At 61.1% G+C, this 15864-nt stretch carries 15 protein-coding genes; 4 read left to right on the top strand and 11 right to left on the bottom strand.

Going from position 1 to position 15864, the window contains the following annotated elements; translation table 11 throughout:
- The first annotated feature begins 66 nt into the window (after positions 1 to 66).
- Positions 67 to 951, top strand: a complete 885-nt coding sequence (locus GOX01_RS08055) for a lipid-binding SYLF domain-containing protein (RefSeq protein ID WP_011253557.1) — start codon at positions 67 to 69, stop codon at positions 949 to 951.
- 35 nt (positions 952 to 986) lie between these two features.
- Here the strand turns inward: GOX01_RS08055 and mltG are convergent, their stop codons facing one another.
- From mltG to GOX01_RS08020, 7 genes are all read right to left on the bottom strand, one after another.
- A complete protein-coding gene (mltG, locus tag GOX01_RS08050; RefSeq protein ID WP_062269246.1) occupies positions 987 to 2036 on the bottom strand; it encodes an endolytic transglycosylase MltG in 1050 nt (349 codons plus the stop codon).
- A gap of 17 nt (positions 2037 to 2053) precedes the next feature.
- Complete coding sequence (gene fabF / locus GOX01_RS08045) at positions 2054 to 3340, bottom strand: beta-ketoacyl-ACP synthase II (RefSeq protein ID WP_011253555.1); 1287 nt, start codon at positions 3338 to 3340, stop codon at positions 2054 to 2056.
- Positions 3341 to 3464: 124 nt separating this feature from the next.
- Positions 3465 to 3704, bottom strand: coding sequence for an acyl carrier protein (locus GOX01_RS08040; RefSeq protein WP_011253554.1), 240 nt, complete (start codon positions 3702 to 3704; stop codon positions 3465 to 3467).
- Between the two features lie 222 nt (positions 3705 to 3926).
- Positions 3927 to 4667 carry a 3-oxoacyl-[acyl-carrier-protein] reductase gene (gene fabG / locus GOX01_RS08035; protein ID WP_011253553.1) on the bottom strand — a complete coding sequence of 247 codons (741 nt, stop codon included), beginning with the start codon at positions 4665 to 4667 and terminating at the stop codon, positions 3927 to 3929.
- A gap of 12 nt (positions 4668 to 4679) precedes the next feature.
- Positions 4680 to 5624, bottom strand: a complete 945-nt coding sequence (gene fabD / locus GOX01_RS08030) for an ACP S-malonyltransferase (RefSeq protein ID WP_062269248.1) — start codon at positions 5622 to 5624, stop codon at positions 4680 to 4682.
- 72 nt (positions 5625 to 5696) lie between these two features.
- Positions 5697 to 6443 carry a hypothetical protein gene (locus GOX01_RS08025; RefSeq protein WP_024716793.1) on the bottom strand — a complete coding sequence of 249 codons (747 nt, stop codon included), beginning with the start codon at positions 6441 to 6443 and terminating at the stop codon, positions 5697 to 5699.
- Between the two features lie 41 nt (positions 6444 to 6484).
- A complete protein-coding gene (locus GOX01_RS08020; protein WP_011253550.1) occupies positions 6485 to 7363 on the bottom strand; it encodes a class I SAM-dependent methyltransferase in 879 nt (292 codons plus the stop codon).
- Between the two features lie 245 nt (positions 7364 to 7608).
- Here GOX01_RS08020 and GOX01_RS08015 point away from each other — a divergent pair, with 245 nt between their 5' ends.
- Entirely contained in the window at positions 7609 to 8388 is a 780-nt protein-coding gene (locus GOX01_RS08015; protein WP_011253549.1) for an acetoin reductase, read from the top strand.
- 42 nt (positions 8389 to 8430) lie between these two features.
- Here the strand turns inward: GOX01_RS08015 and GOX01_RS08010 are convergent, their stop codons facing one another.
- From GOX01_RS08010 to GOX01_RS07995, 4 genes are all read right to left on the bottom strand, one after another.
- Positions 8431 to 9156, bottom strand: coding sequence for a glycine betaine ABC transporter substrate-binding protein (locus GOX01_RS08010; protein WP_011253548.1), 726 nt, complete (start codon positions 9154 to 9156; stop codon positions 8431 to 8433).
- Between the two features lie 75 nt (positions 9157 to 9231).
- Positions 9232 to 11328 (bottom strand): M13 family metallopeptidase, encoded by a 2097-nt coding sequence (locus GOX01_RS08005; protein WP_011253547.1) that lies wholly within the window; start codon positions 11326 to 11328, stop codon positions 9232 to 9234.
- Positions 11329 to 11399: 71 nt separating this feature from the next.
- A complete protein-coding gene (locus tag GOX01_RS08000; RefSeq protein WP_228119221.1) occupies positions 11400 to 12077 on the bottom strand; it encodes a Dabb family protein in 678 nt (225 codons plus the stop codon).
- 58 nt (positions 12078 to 12135) lie between these two features.
- Positions 12136 to 12957: an acyl-ACP desaturase gene (locus GOX01_RS07995; protein ID WP_011253545.1), complete on the bottom strand. Its 822-nt coding sequence runs from the start codon at positions 12955 to 12957 to the stop codon at positions 12136 to 12138.
- Between the two features lie 103 nt (positions 12958 to 13060).
- Between GOX01_RS07995 and bioB the strand changes: the two genes are divergently transcribed.
- Together bioB and GOX01_RS07985 are read left to right on the top strand one after the other, a co-directional pair.
- Positions 13061 to 14101, top strand: a complete 1041-nt coding sequence (gene bioB / locus GOX01_RS07990; RefSeq protein WP_011253544.1) for a biotin synthase BioB — start codon at positions 13061 to 13063, stop codon at positions 14099 to 14101.
- Positions 14102 to 14224: 123 nt separating this feature from the next.
- Positions 14225 to 15526 (top strand): Hsp70 family protein, encoded by a 1302-nt coding sequence (locus GOX01_RS07985; RefSeq protein ID WP_011253543.1) that lies wholly within the window; start codon positions 14225 to 14227, stop codon positions 15524 to 15526.
- The last annotated feature ends 338 nt before the right edge of the window (positions 15527 to 15864 follow it).

The following is a 15864-nucleotide window of genomic DNA, read 5'->3' as shown; positions in this document are numbered from 1 at the left end:
GATTTGGCCGCATTTGACGCATAGTGCGGGGAAATATTCCTACGATGACTGCAGAAGGTATCCTCCATGACCCTGTCCGGTCTCCTGCGTAAGACCATGCTCGTCGCTTCGGGCTGCGCCGCCCTGTCAGCCTGTTCCGATGCTCCCCAGACCACGGCCAGCCAGCAGCAGATCATTGTCGATCGTGCCACGCTGGCGGTTCAGGATCTCTTCACGGGAACAACAGCGCAGTCCCGCTCCCAGAAGCTGCTGGCCGAAGCCAAGGCCGTCATGGTCTGCCCGTCCGTGCTGAACATGTCCTTCGGGATCGGCGGCTCCGGCGGCCGCTGCGTGCTTCTGAGCCGTGACGCCCGCGGATCATGGTCCGACCCGGCATTCTACCGTCTGGGCACGGCCTCGATGGGGCTTCAGCTTGGCGTGCAGAGCACGGAAACGATCCTGTTCATCATGTCCCAGCGCGGCATCCAGGCCATTCTGGACAGCCAGTTCAAGTTTGATGCCTCCGCCTCCGCCTCCTTCGCCAGCATCGGCTCGGGTCTGGAGGACAGCACGGCTGGCGCGCACAATACCGACATCTACGCCGCCCAGAAGAACGAGGGCCTGTATGCCGGTGCAGCGCTGGGTGGTTCCAAGCTGACCGTCGATAGTGGCGCCAACCGGGCCTATTACAACCAGACCGTCGGCCCCGAGGACATCGTTGTGACGATGCGCGTCAACAACCCGTCTGCCGATCCGCTGCGCCGCGCCCTGATGTCCGTGGCCAAACTGCCCACCAGCAGCGCAGCCACCGCGACGTCCCGCGTGTCACAGGCTGCCACCGCCGCGCGTACGACTGCCACGCAGGACGTCGTTGGCAACAATCCCTATCCGGCGAGCTATGACGCCAGTCGCCCGTACTCGGCACAGGCGTCCAGCGTACAGAGCCAGACCCTCGCCCCGCTGAAGCACTGAGGCCATTACGCCCGTCCTCTCCGGAGGACGGGACTTCAGTTCTGGTTCTGGGGTGTCGCCGACAGGTGGGCGTGATAGGCGCGGATGTTTTTATCCTGATCGGCGAGCGTCTCGGCGAAATTATGCCCGCCCGTCCCCGTCGCCACAAAATACAGCATCTTCCCGTCAGCCGGATGCGCTGCGGCATCCAGTGAGGTCGGTCCCGGCGAACAGATGGGACCGGGTGGCAGTCCAGTCTGAAGATAGGTGTTGTAAGGCCCCGGGGTCTGCAGATCTTCATGGGTCAGCGGCGCGTCCAGCGTGCCTGCACCATTGCTGAGCCCGTAGATCACGCTCGGATCCGTCTGAAGCCGCATACCCAGTTTCAGGCGGTTCAGGAACACGCGCGCCACCATCGGCCGCTCGGACGGCACGACCGTCTCACGCTCGATCAGCGATGCGAGAACCAGCAATTCCTGTGGAGACTGAATCAGCCCATCCAGCGCTTCGACATTACGGCCGTCCCAGGCAGCGGCAAGTCTGGCCGCCATCATTTTCTGCAGTTTTTCGGCCAGAGCCTGACGTGACGTTCCCCACACATAAGAGACGGTCTGCGGAAAGACACTGCCCTCGGCAAGCGTGGGCACTTCACCGCTCAGCGCAGGAGCCTTGTTCAGAATGGCCGCAATCCTGAGGGCCGTCAGCCCCTCGGGTACCGTAAGCTGATGGGAAACGGGCTTGCCGTGACGCAGGATTTCAAGGGTATGTGCGACCGAAACCCGGGCCGGAAACTGCAGTTCCGCAGCGTGGATCTGGCCATCGCGATGCGTCAGGAACGCGGCAATCCGGAAAAACGTACCGGATGCCCAGGTCGAGGAAAGGATCCCGTCGTCCTGGAGCGCCTTTGTCACACGGGCATTGTTGCCATGCGGAATGACGAAAGTCTTCTCGTCCTGCAGCGGTCCGGGATCGGTGTAGTGCCCGTAACCTGCGGCCAGTCCTGCGACGAGGAGCAGTGGCGCCCCGAAGAGCGCCAGCTTGCGGCCAGCCTTTGGCGGAAGAACAAGCTTCCGCGGTTCCTCGCCGTCAGGCTGACCTTCAGACATTGAAAACGAACCCTTCCTCAGTCCTTGAAGCGCTTGAGGATGATGCTCGCATTCGTGCCGCCAAAGCCGAAGCTGTTGGACAGGGCAACGTCGATCTTGCGCTCCTGGGCCACATGCGCCACGCGGTCGATGACGCTTTCACGCGCCGGGTTGTCCAGGTTCAGCGTGGGCGGAACGATGCCGTCACGGATGGCCTGAAGGCAGAAGATAGCCTCGACCGCACCGGCCGCACCCAGAAGATGGCCAATGGCCGACTTCGTGGAGGACATGGCCAGACGCTTGGCGTCATCGCCGAAGAAGCGCTCGACCGCATCAAGCTCAAGATCATCCGCCATGGTGGAGGTGCCGTGGGCGTTGACATAGTCGATGTCGGCCGTGGTCAGGCCGCCGCTGTTGCGCAGCGCGGCCTTCATGGCACGGAATGCACCGTTGTGACCTTCGGCAGGAGCCGTGATGTGATACGCATCACCGGACATGCCGTAGCCGCCGATCTCACCATAGATCTTCGCACCACGACGCTTGGCATGCTCGAGTTCCTCAAGCACGACCACACCGGCACCCTCCCCCATGATGAAGCCGTCACGGTCCTTGTCCCACGGGCGCGAGGCCTTGGTCGGATCATCGTTGGAGCCGGTGGAGAGCGCACGGGCCGAGCAGAAGCCGGCAATACCGAGCGAGCAGATCGCGGCTTCCGCACCGCCAGCCACCATCACGTCGGCATCGCCATACTGGATGAGGCGCGAGGCATCACCGATGGCATGAACGCCGGTCGCGCAGGCCGTCACGACAGCATGGTTCGGTCCCTTGAACCCGTAGCGGATCGAGAGGTGACCGGAAATCAGATTGATCAGGGCCGAGGGAATGAAGAACGGCGACAGACGGCGGGCCTTGCCGCTCGAAACCGTCAGGGAGCCGTCATAAATCGTCTGGAGACCGCCGATACCCGAGCCGATCATCACGCCCGTGGCGCAGCGACCGTCCTCGTCCTCAGGCTTCCAGCCCGAATCCTCGACAGCCTGGATGGCTGCGGCAAGGCCCAGATGGATGAAACGGTCCATCTTCTTCTGGTCCTTGACTGGCACCCAGTCGGACAACGTGAGACCGCCTTCCGCCGTCGGGCCGTCCGGAACCTGTCCGGCGACCTGGGCAGGAAGTTCGGAGGGATCGAAATGCGTGATCCGGCCAATGCCGGACTGTCCTTCGATCAGCCGCTTCCATGTCAGTTCCGCGCCCACAGCCAGTGGGCTGACAACACCGATACCGGTTACGACGACACGCCGCCCGTTAGTTGCAGTCCCGCTCATCGATGCCTCTTGTCTCACGTTATGTCCTGGTCTTGCAGCCGGGCCTCAGGAAAAGGCCCGGCTGGTCTTCCGCCTCGTATGACGAGACGGGAATCCGGAGCCGGAAAACCGGCTCCAGTCAGCGTCAGGCTGCCTTCTGCTTCTCGATGTAGTCGATGGCATCCTTGACGGTTGCGATCTTCTCGGCTGCATCTTCCGGGATCTCGACGGAGAAGGCTTCTTCGAAAGCCATGACCAGCTCGACCGTGTCGAGGCTGTCAGCGCCCAGGTCGTCGATGAACGACGCGTCCGGCGTTACCTTGCTTTCGTCCACACCGAGGTGCTCGACAACGATCTTCTTTACCTTGTCAGCAATATCGCTCATCTGTTCGTTCCTTCTGCCCGTCCGGGACCCTTTTGCCCGTCCGGTGCGTTACATCAAAACTCGTACTGCCATCTGCCAGTCCGGAAGCCCGGAGGTTCCTCCAGCGCAGGACCGCCCCCTTCGCAGGGGAGGCGTTGCCGCCGGAAGAACCGGACATCAGCCTTAAGCAGGCCGGGCAAAGCAGCGCGCGATTAGCATGCTTTAACCAAAAAGGCCAAGCATTCAGACCATCGCCATGCCACCATTGACGTGCAGGGTCGTACCCGTGACCCATGCCGCCTCATCGGAAGCCAGATATACTACTGCGGACGCCACGTCACCAGTATTCCCCATCCGGCCGAGCGGAATGGAGCCAATCAGCTTCTCGCGCACGGTTTCCGGCAGCACATCCGTCATCGGCGTTTCGATGAAACCGGGGGCCACAACGTTGACCGTCACGCCTCGCGGACCGGCTTCCTGCGCGAGCGACTTGCTCATGCCCACTATGCCGGCCTTGGCGGCGGCATAGTTGGCCTGACCGGCATTGCCCGTCGTTCCTACCACGGAGGCGATGGAAATGATGCGCCCCGCACGGCGACGCAGCATGCCCTTGAGCGCAGCGCGGGCCAGACGGAACGGGCTTTCCAAATCCACGGTCATGACCTGCGACCAGTCGCTGTCCTTCATGCGGATGGCGAGCGTATCACGCGTCAGGCCGGCATTGTTGACCAGAATGTCCAGCGGCGCACCCGCAACGGCTTCAGCCTTGGCGACGAGGCCATCAGCCTCGGCCGGGTCGGACAGGTTGGCGACGGCGATATGGGCACGCTCGCCCAGGCTGTCAGCCAGTTCCTGAAGAGCGGCTTCGCGCGTACCGCTGAGCACGACCGTCGCACCCTGCGCATGAAGCTGACGGGCAATCGCAGCGCCAATGCCGCCGGAGGCACCCGTGACGAGAGCAGTCTTGCCGGAAAGAGAGAACATGATCGGTTGTCCTTACAGGGCCTTGAGCAGGGCTTCGATTTCAGCGGGCGTCCCGGCATTGCTGGTCGCCAGTTCCGGAGCAATGCGACGCGCCAGACCGCACAGGACCTTGCCTGCGCCAAGCTCGTGCATGTTCGTCACACCCATGGCCACCATCGTCTGCACACTTTCGCGCCAGCGTACCGTGCCCGTCACCTGCTTGACCAGCAGATCGCGGATCACGGCAGGGTCAGTGACTTTGGCGGCCGTGACGTTGGCGATGACGGGAATGGACGGAGGATTGAGGGTTGCGGTCGCCAGCGCCTCTTCCATTTCCCGCGCAGCAGGAGCCATCAGCGACGAATGGAACGGTGCGGAGACCGGAAGCTTCACGGCGCGCTTGATGCCATGCTCCTTGGCGACGACGATGGCGCGGTCAATGGCGCTCATCACACCGGAGACCACGATCTGGCCACCCCCATTGTCGTTGGCGATCTCAAGCGTCTCACCCTGGGAGGCTTCATCGCAGATCGAACGGGCCTGTGCCGCATCAACGCCCAGAAGAGCCGCCATACCGCCCTCACCGGCCGGAACCGCGCGCTGCATGGCCTGTCCGCGCAGACGCAGCAGACGGGCACCTTCTGCGATACCCAGCGTACTAGCAGCAGCCAGGGCGGAATACTCACCCAGCGAATGACCGGCCACCAAAGCGGCCTTGTCCGCCAGCTTGAAACCACCTTCGCTTTCCAGCGCGCGCACGGCGGCCAGCGAGACCGCGAAGAGCGCCGGCTGGGCGTTTTCGGTCCGCGTCAGTTCATCTGCGTCACCGGAGAACATCAGGCGTGACAGATGATCGCCGAGGGCCTCGTCCACTTCCTGAAAAACGGCGCGGGAGGATGCAAAAGCCTCATTCAGGGCCTGACCCATCCCGACGGACTGGCTCCCCTGTCCCGGAAAGACGAACGCGTGAACCGACATGGATCCCCCTGCTGGCAGTGAATTTAAGGTTCCGCGTGATGCGTCCTTGCGGGCCATCTGTCAAATCCCGCGTCATTTTTTCCGTTTGAGCGTAAAGAACTCGTTCGTCGGCACCTTCACGCGGATCATGGAAAACGGCCGGTCCGAGCGAAATACCGTGCCGTCCTGATAGTCCTGCGGCCGGAGAATGAAGGTGTAGGACACGGCTCCCTGATTATCGACCAGAAGCCGCGCCGTCCCGTTCTCCACAGCCTCGAACCGTGCGCCGGGGGCGACATCGACCTTCAGGCGATGGGCGTCCGGGGCCAGAAAGGCGAGGATCACGCCAAAGAAATCCCGGATGGCGGCGTTGATCTCCCCCATCCAGACCCCGGCCTGCTCTTTCGTGAAAGAGGGCGTGGGCAGAGGAGCCACCTCGATCGCCAGTTCAAGCTGGACTTTCCGGTCGGGCGGCAGGGTCAGCAGAACGGGCGGATTTTCGGCCAGAAGCGCATCGGAACGGGGGAAATGCATGTCCCGGTCCTGCCCTACGAAGAGCGGAATATCGCCGCCTTTGGCATGAAGCACGACATGCGCCTCGGACGGCACGGCATGGTCGGGCAGGATGTCGCCCAGAAAATGCAGCGACAGATCCTTCCGTGCGCTTTCGGGCAGACGGTCGAACCGGTCATAGACCCAGTGAATGCCCTTGTAGCTGCCAACACGCATCGCGTGCTGCCCGGTGACGGTCACGGTCTCCGTTGTCTGGGCAGGCGCAGCGGAGAAAGACATGAGCACAAGAGCTGCAAACAGGACCGTACCGATACTGGCTTTTCTCAAACCCCTCTCCTCACGTCCCGTCGCTTCATGACAAATGATGACTATCCGATCTTCTGCATCACGATCAGGACCTGTGGCAACCGCACGGGGTTGTCCATGTATTCGATCAGACGGAACAGACCACCCCAGGCCTTGATGATGTAATTGCGCGGAATGATCGCTTCGCCATAATGCGACTGGGGCTGTGGTGGTTTCGAGGACGCCGCATGCAGGAAGCGCCCGGCTTCGAATTCTGCGTTGGCACGGGTCTCGTCGATGAAGCTGTCCGCGCAGACTTCATGCCAGGGGTGTTCAAGCCTGATCCCGGACGCGCGCTTGAGTCTCTGCTCGGCACAGAAAGCGATGAACCTGCGGCTCTGCGTCGTCATGACCAGCATGCCGCCCGGCTTGAGCAGGCGATGGAACTCCCGCACCCAGTGCCCGGCCAGAAATTCGTCCAGATGCGAAAACACGGACCATGACGTGATCAGGTCAAAGCTTTCGGGCGTCAGGAGCATCGGCGGCACCAGACCGCTCCCCAGGAAGTTGAGCGCGGGATTGGCCCGCCGCGCCGCCATAAGAAAACGGTCGGTGGTTTCCGCGCCGTACAGATTGGCCGGCCGGATATCCTTCATGAACAGCCGTGCGATGCGTCCCCAGCCACAGCCAAAATCCAGCAGTGTCGTCTCGGGGCGGACCGGCCGGCCGGCATAGGCGCAGTACGCCTTGATTTCCCGGAAGAAGACATGCGCCTCATGGATGGAAATTTCCCCATGATGCCCATGGATTTCCCGCTGAAGATCATCCGGCGGAAACGAAGGCATCGTCACGCCCTGGATTTCGGGAATATGGACGGACGACACCAGGACCTGAAGCCATTCCTCATCGCTGATGCCACCAAAGGTCTCAAAAACGGCACTAATGCTGTCCGTGTGGTTCATCAAGTCCTGCCGAGGCTCTTCGTAACGTTTATTTAACGCATCCTCGCAGGCCCGGAAACAGATGACCAGAGTAGGTTTATGAAAATTATCCTTACCCAGGACAGGCCCCGTCCCCTTTGACACAATCCTGTGTCAGGCCTGCCGAACAGGCGATTTTTTGTGGAATACGGAAAGCAAAGGGTTGATGGTTCCCGCCGTCATGGCAGTCACATGCCGATGACGGACAATCGAAGGATCTTTTTTCAATGTCCCTTTCTGGAAAAATCGCCGCAGTCACGGGTGCAGCCCAGGGTATCGGCAAGGCCATTGCGCTTCGTCTGGCCAAGGATGGCGCGGATGTCATCCTGCTCGACGTCAAGCAGGACACGCTTGCCGAAACCGCAAAGGAAGTTGAAGCTCTCGGCCGGCGCGCTGTGGCCCTGACGGCCGATATCAGCAACCGCGACCAGTTCCGCAGCACGCTGGCCGATGCAGCAAAGACGCTCGGCGGCCTGGACATCATGGTCAACAATGCGGGGATCTGTCAGGTCAAGCCGATCCTGGACATCGAGCCTGCGGAAATCGAGAAGATCTTCAGCATCAACGTTCAGGGCGTGCTCTGGGGCATGCAGGCGGCTGCGACCCTCTTCAAGGAGAAGGGCACCAAGGGCAAGATCATCAATGCCTGCTCGATCGCCGGCCATGAAGGCTATCCCCTTCTGGGCGCCTATTCCGCGACCAAATTCGCCGTCCGCGCCCTGACGCAGTCGGCCGCCAAGGAACTCGCGTCCTCGGGCATTACCGTCAATTCCTACTGCCCCGGCATTGTCGGAACCGACATGTGGGTCACGATCGACAAGCGCATGGCCGAAATCACCGGTACGGAAATCGGCGCGACCTACAAGAAATACGTTGAAGGAATCGCTCTTGGCCGCGTGGAGACGGCGGACGATGTGGCGGGCTTCGTCGCCTATTTGTCCAGCAGTGACGCCGATTACATGACGGGTCAGTCCGTCCTGATCGACGGTGGTCTCGTTTTCCGCTGAGATCATAAAAAAGAGGGCCGGTTTCCCGCGCCCCCTTTTTTGTCAGCGGCCGATCAGACGGCCGCGCTGCCAGGCTTCGGCGGCCCCTTCCGGATCCTGCCCTTCAACGGAAATGACATAGTCCAGGGCGCTCATGACCCTGTTGCCAAGCATCATTTCCGAAAGCTCGTCGAGCAGATCGCTGTCCGCCTGACGGGCCACATCTTCACGCATGATCATCCGGGCCGACATTTCTCCGCCCAGCAGGTGGGCCGGATCCTCGATCACGGTCAGCAGATCCGTATGGAAGACCGCATGAGGCTGCGTCGCCACGACCAGCGGCTTCTCTCCGGCATCGCGCGCCTTTTCCAGACGCTCGATCAGCGCCCCTTCCCCGATGCTTTCGATCGGCAGCACCGAGAGGGCCGGAAGCTGCTTGAGAGCATCTTCCAGCGCCTGACGGCTGTCATCGCTGACGATGATGCGGTCCACATCCGCGGATGTGAGCGTCCCGACGGCACCCAGCGGTGACAGGGCCGCAAAACTGACGACAGGCTGGTACAGATCGCCCAGAACCCGACGCCCCGGACCGGCAAACTTTTCGTCCCGCGGAAACCATGCGGAGACGAGAAGATCGACTTCCGCCCCTTCGAGAGCGTCCTCGATATCATCGGGGTCCAGATCGACATATTCGATCTCGACCTCGTAAGCCTCAAGAACGCGCGCGACCGCGCTGGCACAGCCCGCATGCAACGAGGTGTACAGATGGCCGATCGTCATTTGCGTCATGAGAATGGGTCCGTCAGGTAGAAAAAGTGAAACGTGAGACCGTGATTAGGCCCCACGTTCCGATTTGTCACGACCTTACCAGATCTTTACGCGCTGATCCGGTGCCAGATAGAGCTTCTGGCCGGGCTTCACGTCGAACGCGTCATACCAGGCATCGATGTTGTGAGCCGGGATGTTGACGCGGGTGATGGCCGGGGCGTGCTCGTTCGACAGCATCTGCTGACGCAGCGCATCCGGACGATCCTTCTCACGCCAGACCTGAGCCCAGCCGAGGAAGACGCGCTGATCACCGGTCAGACCATGCACGACCGGCGCGGGCTTGCCGTGCAGCGAGTCATGATAGGCCTGCAGACCGAGGTTCAGCCCGCCGGAATCCGCGATGTTTTCGCCCATGGTCATCTTGCCGTTCACATGCGCGCCCGGCAGGACTTCCTGTGCATCGTACTGCGCACCCAGACGGTCGGCCAGCTTCTGGAACGCATCCGTGGAGGCCTTGGTCCACCAGTCGCTCAGGCGGCCATGCTCGTCGTAATGACGGCCCTGGTCGTCGAAACCATGGCTCATTTCGTGACCGATCACGCCGCCGATGGCACCGTAATTGACGGCGACATCACCCTTCGGATCGAAGAACGGCGGCTGAAGGATCGCAGCCGGGAACACGATCTCGTTCATTGTCGGATCGTTGTAGGCGTTCACCGTCTGCGGCGTCATGCCCCACTCGTCACGGTCAACGGGCTTGTCGAGCTTATCCAGGTCGTGCTGCCAGTTGAACGCCGCGCCACGCACGGCATTGCCGTAGACGTCGCCCTTGCGGATCTCGAGCTTGCTGTAATCCCACCACTTCTTCGGATAGCCGACCTGAATGGCGAAATGATCGAGCTTGTTCAGGGCTGCCTTGCGGGTCGGCTCGTCCATCCAGCTGTTGTGCTCGAGGCGCTCGTGGAAAGACGCCTTCACTTCCTGCACCAGCGACGTGATCTGCGCCTGTGCGGAAGGCGGGAAGTAACGTGCGACATATTCGCGACCCAGAGCCCAGCCCAGAGCACCGTTCGTCACGCGTACGGCACGCTTCCAGCGCGGGGACTGCTGCGCGACACCCGAGAGCGTATGGCTGTTGAACTCGAACGACGCATCATAGAACGTGCTGGACAGATAGGCCGCCGCATTGTCTCCGAGATGGAATGCGAGCCAGGCCCGCAGCGTTCCGATATCCGCGCCCTTCAGGACCGTCGCCATCGCCTTGATCCCGGCCGGCTCACGCACGTCGATCTTGCGGTTTTCCAGCCCTTCGGCCGGCAGACCGGCACTGATCAGGAACGTGGCCCAGTCGAAGTCCGGCGCAAGCTTCTGAAGCTCGGAAACCGGCATCGGATTGTAGGTCTTGATCGGATCACGGGTCTGGTCACGCGGGACCTCGACCTTGGCCAGAGCCGTCTCGAGATCGACGACAGCCTGTGCGTTCTTCTCGGCGTCCGGCCAGCCCTCAAGCGTCAGCATCTTGGCGATGTAAGCCTGATAGGCCTTCTTCTTGTCCGCCAGCTTGGGGTTTGTGTAGTAGCTCGTATCCGGCAGGCCGAGACCGCCGCCGACGCCGATGCTCATGCCCTGATCGAGCATCAGCATGTAGTGCTCGGGGTCCTTCTGGTCCTGCTCCACGCCGATCTGGAATGTCGTGAAAGCCATGGATTTGAGCGAGGAACCGAATGCCGCGGCCAGACCCTTGCCGTCATTGACGTTGCGGATGGTTTCAAGGTCGGCAGCGAGCGGCTTGGCACCCAGGCGATCCACGGCCTTCTGGTCCAGGAAGCTGGCGTAATAGGTGCCGATCTTGCCCATGTCGTCCGTCGGCTGGTCAACGGACTTCTTTGCGGCTTCGTCAAGAATGGTCTTCTGACGCGACAGGGACAGTTCGTAGAGGATACGGAACGGGCCGTAGCTGCTCATGTCGCCAGGGATCTTGAGGTTCTTGAGATAGGTGCCGTTGGCATACTCGAAGAAATTGTCGCCCGGCTGAACGGCACGGTTCATTCCGGCTTCGTCAAAGCCCCAGCCCGCGTTGTATCCTGCAGCCTGCGCGCCAGAGACCATCAGTCCTGCTGCCAGGGCAAACAGGCTGGCTCCATGTTTCAGAGCATGTCGTGACGTAAGGAATCGTTTCACATTAAACCTCATTCCAGAGTGGTGCCCCTATAATGAGGTATAAAATATCATTTCGTCAAAAGGACGGAACGTAAACCGCGCGATCAGCGGTTATGCTTGGCTTTCTTCGCCTTTGCGCCCGTCCCGCCCGGAGTGACTTCAGCCGCAACCGTGTAGTCGAACACGACAACCTTCTCGAGATACGGGGCTGCAAATTCCTTGAAGGCCTCATGGGCCGGGTCAAAGAATGCAGGATCCGTTACAATGGGTTTGCCGACATAGTAGTTGCGGTCGCCTTCCGAACGGAACGTCACGAGGAACGCCTGCTGCAGGCCGGCATCCGCCCCTTCCCCGCTGCTCTGAAAGCCGGTTTCGATGCTGGCGACGACCTGCTTTCCGTCCATACGGCGGCTGTCCTGCACCAGATGCAGGAAACGGCCCGAGACTTCGGCACGCTGGGCGGTCGTTGAGTCCTTGGTGTAGCGGAACATCACCATGTGCCGGACCGGACCGACATGCCAGTCAGGCGCCGTGAACTGTGCGTAGCCGACCTGCTTGGCAAGCTGCTGGGCGGACAGGGTGGCGGGGCTGAGCATATCGGTCTTGACCGGCCCGGATGAGGCGATTGGAAGCGAATACGGATCCGCTTTTGCGGCCGGAAACTGATACAGCCCGACGGCACAGAGCGCCAGGGTGGCCCCATAGACGGCACGACGGGAGAAAAGGGCGGAAACGGTCATCTCGATCTCCGGACGCAGGGTGGGAAAACTGCTGCCTTTCATGGCACAACCGCCCTGTTTCGTCTTCTTTTTTCAGTATCCCAATGTTTCGTTTCCGGACTCAGGCTTCCACGGCCTTCTGGAAGACCTTCCGGCGCCACTGCATCAGACGATAGACAACATTCGCGGCCAGCTTCTGCCAGCGCGAATGGGGCGTGAAACCGATGGTCTTGAAGATCATCGCCGTCACCCGGTCGATATGCTTGGGCTTGTAGAACCCCATGGCCTTGGACATGTAGGCCGCGATGCAGCGCTGGTGATCGTAAGCCATGCCAGGCGGCTCATTGGTGGTGTGGTAGGCGGAGGCCAGTTCGTCGTCCTCGCTTTCCGTCACGCGGCCCAGCGCAATGCGCGTCCGCGCCCAGACACCGAGCTTCTCGCGCTTCAGGTAGCGGCTCATGTGATCGTAGAACAGCTTGAAATGCCGGTATTCATCGGCCGCGATCTGCTTGCAGATAGCCTTGAGCAGCGGCTCGTCCGTCGCATCGGCCAGCGCCGTGTAGAACGACGACGTGCCGGTCTCGACCATACAGCGCGCAATCAGCTCACCCGTACGCGAGCCGCGGATAGAGGCGTCCACATCCGCATCGATCTTGTACGACGCGCGATAGCGGTCGAACGCCTTTTCATAATCCCAGGACGGATCAGCCAGCATGGCCCAGCGGCCGAGCGCGTCGCCATGCTGCACTTCCTCGACAGCCCAGTTCTCGGCAGCCTTGCTGAAATCCGGATCGCCCACGAAGACGCGACGGAGATACTGGGCGTAGTCGAGACCGTTCTTTTCCACCACGGAAGCTGCCTTCACGAGGGGGATGATCTCGGGATCGACGCGGGAAGGATCAAAGGAGTTCCAGTCCATCTGATCGATATGCCAGTGTTTCATTCTGCGACCTCGTCCGTTTTCCGGCTCATCAAGAGTGACGATGAGATGACACGATGGGACAATTTTGGGTAGGTGTGATGCAGCAACCCTTGGAGATTGATCCGTGACGGCCACCACCACGACCAAGCCAGACGTCCGCCACGACTGGACCCGCGACGAAGTCGAAGCCCTTATCAGCCTGCCTTTTCCGGAGCTGATGTACCGCGCGCAAACCCTGCACCGCCGGTACTTTGACCCCACGAAAGTGCAGATTTCCACGCTTCTTTCGATCAAGACGGGTGGCTGCCCGGAAGACTGCGCCTATTGTCCGCAGAGCGCGCTGCACGAAAAAAGCGTCAAGGCCGAGCGCCTGATGGCCGTGGAGTCCGTCATCAAGGAAGCACGGGCTGCCAAGAAGGCCGGTGCGGGCCGATTCTGCATGGGAGCCGCCTGGCGCACACCGAAGGATCATGACCTCGACACCGTCTGCGAGATGATCGAGGGCGTAAAATCCCTCGGGCTGGAAACCTGCGTGACACTCGGGATGCTCGACGCGCAGCAGACCGAGCGTCTCAAGAAGGCGGGGCTGGACTACTACAACCACAACCTCGACACGTCCGAAGAGTTCTACGGCTCTATCATTTCCACCCGCACCTATCAGCAGCGCCTCGACACGCTTTCGAACGTGCGCGACGCGGGCATCAATGTCTGCTGTGGCGGAATCGTGGGCATGGGCGAGGATCTGTCCGACCGCGCCGGCCTGCTCATGACGCTGGCCAACCTGCCCAAGCATCCCGAGAGCGTACCCATCAATCTGCTCGTCCGCGTCGAAGGCACCCCGCTGGGTGAGGCCGAAGCGGTCGATCCGATCACCTTCGTCCGCATCATCGCCACGGCCCGCATCATGATGCCGGAAAGCCATGTCCGCCTCGCCGCAGGCCGTGAGAACATGACGGACGAAGCCCATGCGCTGTGCTTCCTGGCAGGTGCGAACTCGATCTTCTGTGGCGAGAAGCTTCTGACCACGCCGAACCCGGCCGAACACCGTGACCGGCAGCTCCTCTCCGCGCTCGGCATGTCGCCCATGGTGCAGTCTGAAGCCGAGATGGGCACGATGCGCCCGGCCGTGACGGAAGACGCCGTCTGCGAGATGGCCGTCTCCTGATCCTTGGTCCACGTCTGAAAGGGGAAGCGTTCGAAAGGGCGCTTCCCCTTTTTTATGCTTGGCCTTTGCCCGCTTCTTCCCTAAACCCACGCCCTTTGCCCAAACCGGAAGAAAGCAGAACCAATGACGGCGCCCGGACACAACCAGACCAAAATCCGCGTCGGAATTGACTTCGGCACCACCAACAGCGTGGTCGTGATCGCCGATGAAAATGGCAACACGCAGCCTGCCCGCTTCGTCTTCACGGATCATGCGACCAGCGAAACCTGCCGCACGCTGCTCTGCCTTTGGATGGATCAGGACGGGCGACGCCGCGTCGTGAAGGACGCGATCGGTCTGGATGCCATCGAGGCCTATCTGGACGATCCGGCCGAGAGCCGCCTCATCATGTCCATGAAGACCTATCTCGCGCAGGGGTCTTTCCGTGAGACGCGGGTTTTCAGCAGCGTCATGACGCTTGAAGCCCTGATTGCGCGCTTTCTGACGTCGCTCATGGACAAGGCCGGGCTGAACCCGGGCGATGTGAGTGCCACAATCGGCCGTCCCGTGCGCTTTGCGGGCGAACTGGCCGATGATTCGCTCGGTGTCGCCCGTCTGCGCGAGAGCTTTCTGGAAGCAGGCTTTCCCGAGCCCAATATCGTCCTCGAACCCGAGGGTGCAGGCTGGCGCTTCATGCAGCGCCTCGACAAGCCTGCCACCGTTCTGGTCGGCGATTTCGGCGGCGGTACCAGCGATTTCTCGGTCATGCGTTTTGATCCGCATGGAAGCCAGCGTGTCACAACGCTGGGCCATTCGGGTGTTGGCATCGCCGGCGACCAGTTCGATTACCGCATCATCAGCCATGCCGTTGCCCCGGCTCTGGGGCGGGATGCGACCTATCGCGTCATGGGTGGTCAGCCCCTGCCCGTCCCTGCCGAATGGTTCGCAAGCCTCGGCCGCTGGCACCGCCTGTCGCTGATGCGCACGCCGCAGACCCTGCGCGACATTGCCGACGTGGCCAAAACATCCTCCGAGCCGGAAAAGCTGCGCAGCCTGCTGCGACTGATCGAGGATCAGGAAGGCCAGAACCTCTATCGCGCGGTCGGACAGGCCAAAAGCGACCTGTCGCGTCAGGACAGCACTGTCCTGCGCTTCATTCATCGCGATCTGAAGATCGAAGAGACCATCACCCGCGCGAATTTCGAAAGCTGGATCGCGCCTGATCTGGCGCGGCTGGATGACGCCATCGAAGACGCCATGGTTCAGGCCGGGCTTGGACCGGACGATATCGACCGGGTCTTCCTGACCGGTGGCACATCCTTCGTCCCCGCCGTCCGCAATCTCTTCGACCGTCGTTTCGGGGCGGAGCGTGTAGACGGCGGATCGGAATTCGTCTCGGTCGCCGAAGGACTGGCCCTGATCGAGCGCGAGCGCCATCAGGCCTGAACAGGTCCTGATCCAGTCAAGCGCCCTATGAATCCGTACCAAACCGGTCTTCGGAAAAGCTGCGTCAGCCATCCTGCAAGTTGCGGAATGGCTGAGCAAATCCCCGACAATGAATTATACTTTTTTATTTAGTGAAGAAAATTCCAGATTATGTGATTGGGAATTTTCTTCATTAAGGACTTTATCTTTCCATGAAACGCCACAAACGCACCATGCACGTTCATTGGGCTTTCTGTGTTCGTCCACTATATTTAAAATAACGCGCCATATTTACTATGATCGCACGAAAGAATACCAAGATGTCTTGTAAGTATTTTTTAAAAATATTCCTGCAGATT

The organism is Gluconobacter oxydans (assembly GCF_006539685.1).
Classification (GTDB): Bacteria; Pseudomonadota; Alphaproteobacteria; order Acetobacterales; family Acetobacteraceae; genus Gluconobacter; species Gluconobacter oxydans.
This window is presented reverse-complemented; position numbering and strand designations above follow the sequence as displayed.

Bases quoted from the DNA above. Each gene is read 5' to 3' on its own strand.
- GOX01_RS08010 (WP_011253548.1), bottom strand. From the start codon at position 9,156: ATGACGCAAATGACGATCGGCCATCTGTACACCTCGTTGCATGCGGGC.
- GOX01_RS08055 (WP_011253557.1), top strand. From the start codon at position 67: ATGACCCTGTCCGGTCTCCTGCGTAAGACCATGCTCGTCGCTTCGGGC.
- GOX01_RS08000 (WP_228119221.1), bottom strand. From the start codon at position 12,077: ATGAAAGGCAGCAGTTTTCCCACCCTGCGTCCGGAGATCGAGATGACC.
- fabG (WP_011253553.1), bottom strand. From the start codon at position 4,667: ATGTTCTCTCTTTCCGGCAAGACTGCTCTCGTCACGGGTGCCTCCGGC.
- fabF (WP_011253555.1), bottom strand. From the start codon at position 3,340: ATGAGCGGGACTGCAACTAACGGGCGGCGTGTCGTCGTAACCGGTATC.
- GOX01_RS08020 (WP_011253550.1), bottom strand. From the start codon at position 7,363: ATGAACCACACGGACAGCATTAGTGCCGTTTTTGAGACCTTTGGTGGC.
- GOX01_RS08015 (WP_011253549.1), top strand. From the start codon at position 7,609: ATGTCCCTTTCTGGAAAAATCGCCGCAGTCACGGGTGCAGCCCAGGGT.
- GOX01_RS07985 (WP_011253543.1), top strand. From the start codon at position 14,225: ATGACGGCGCCCGGACACAACCAGACCAAAATCCGCGTCGGAATTGAC.
- mltG (WP_062269246.1), bottom strand. From the start codon at position 2,036: ATGTCTGAAGGTCAGCCTGACGGCGAGGAACCGCGGAAGCTTGTTCTT.
- fabD (WP_062269248.1), bottom strand. From the start codon at position 5,624: ATGTCGGTTCACGCGTTCGTCTTTCCGGGACAGGGGAGCCAGTCCGTC.
- GOX01_RS08005 (WP_011253547.1), bottom strand. From the start codon at position 11,328: ATGAGGTTTAATGTGAAACGATTCCTTACGTCACGACATGCTCTGAAA.
- GOX01_RS08040 (WP_011253554.1), bottom strand. From the start codon at position 3,704: ATGAGCGATATTGCTGACAAGGTAAAGAAGATCGTTGTCGAGCACCTC.
- GOX01_RS07995 (WP_011253545.1), bottom strand. From the start codon at position 12,957: ATGAAACACTGGCATATCGATCAGATGGACTGGAACTCCTTTGATCCT.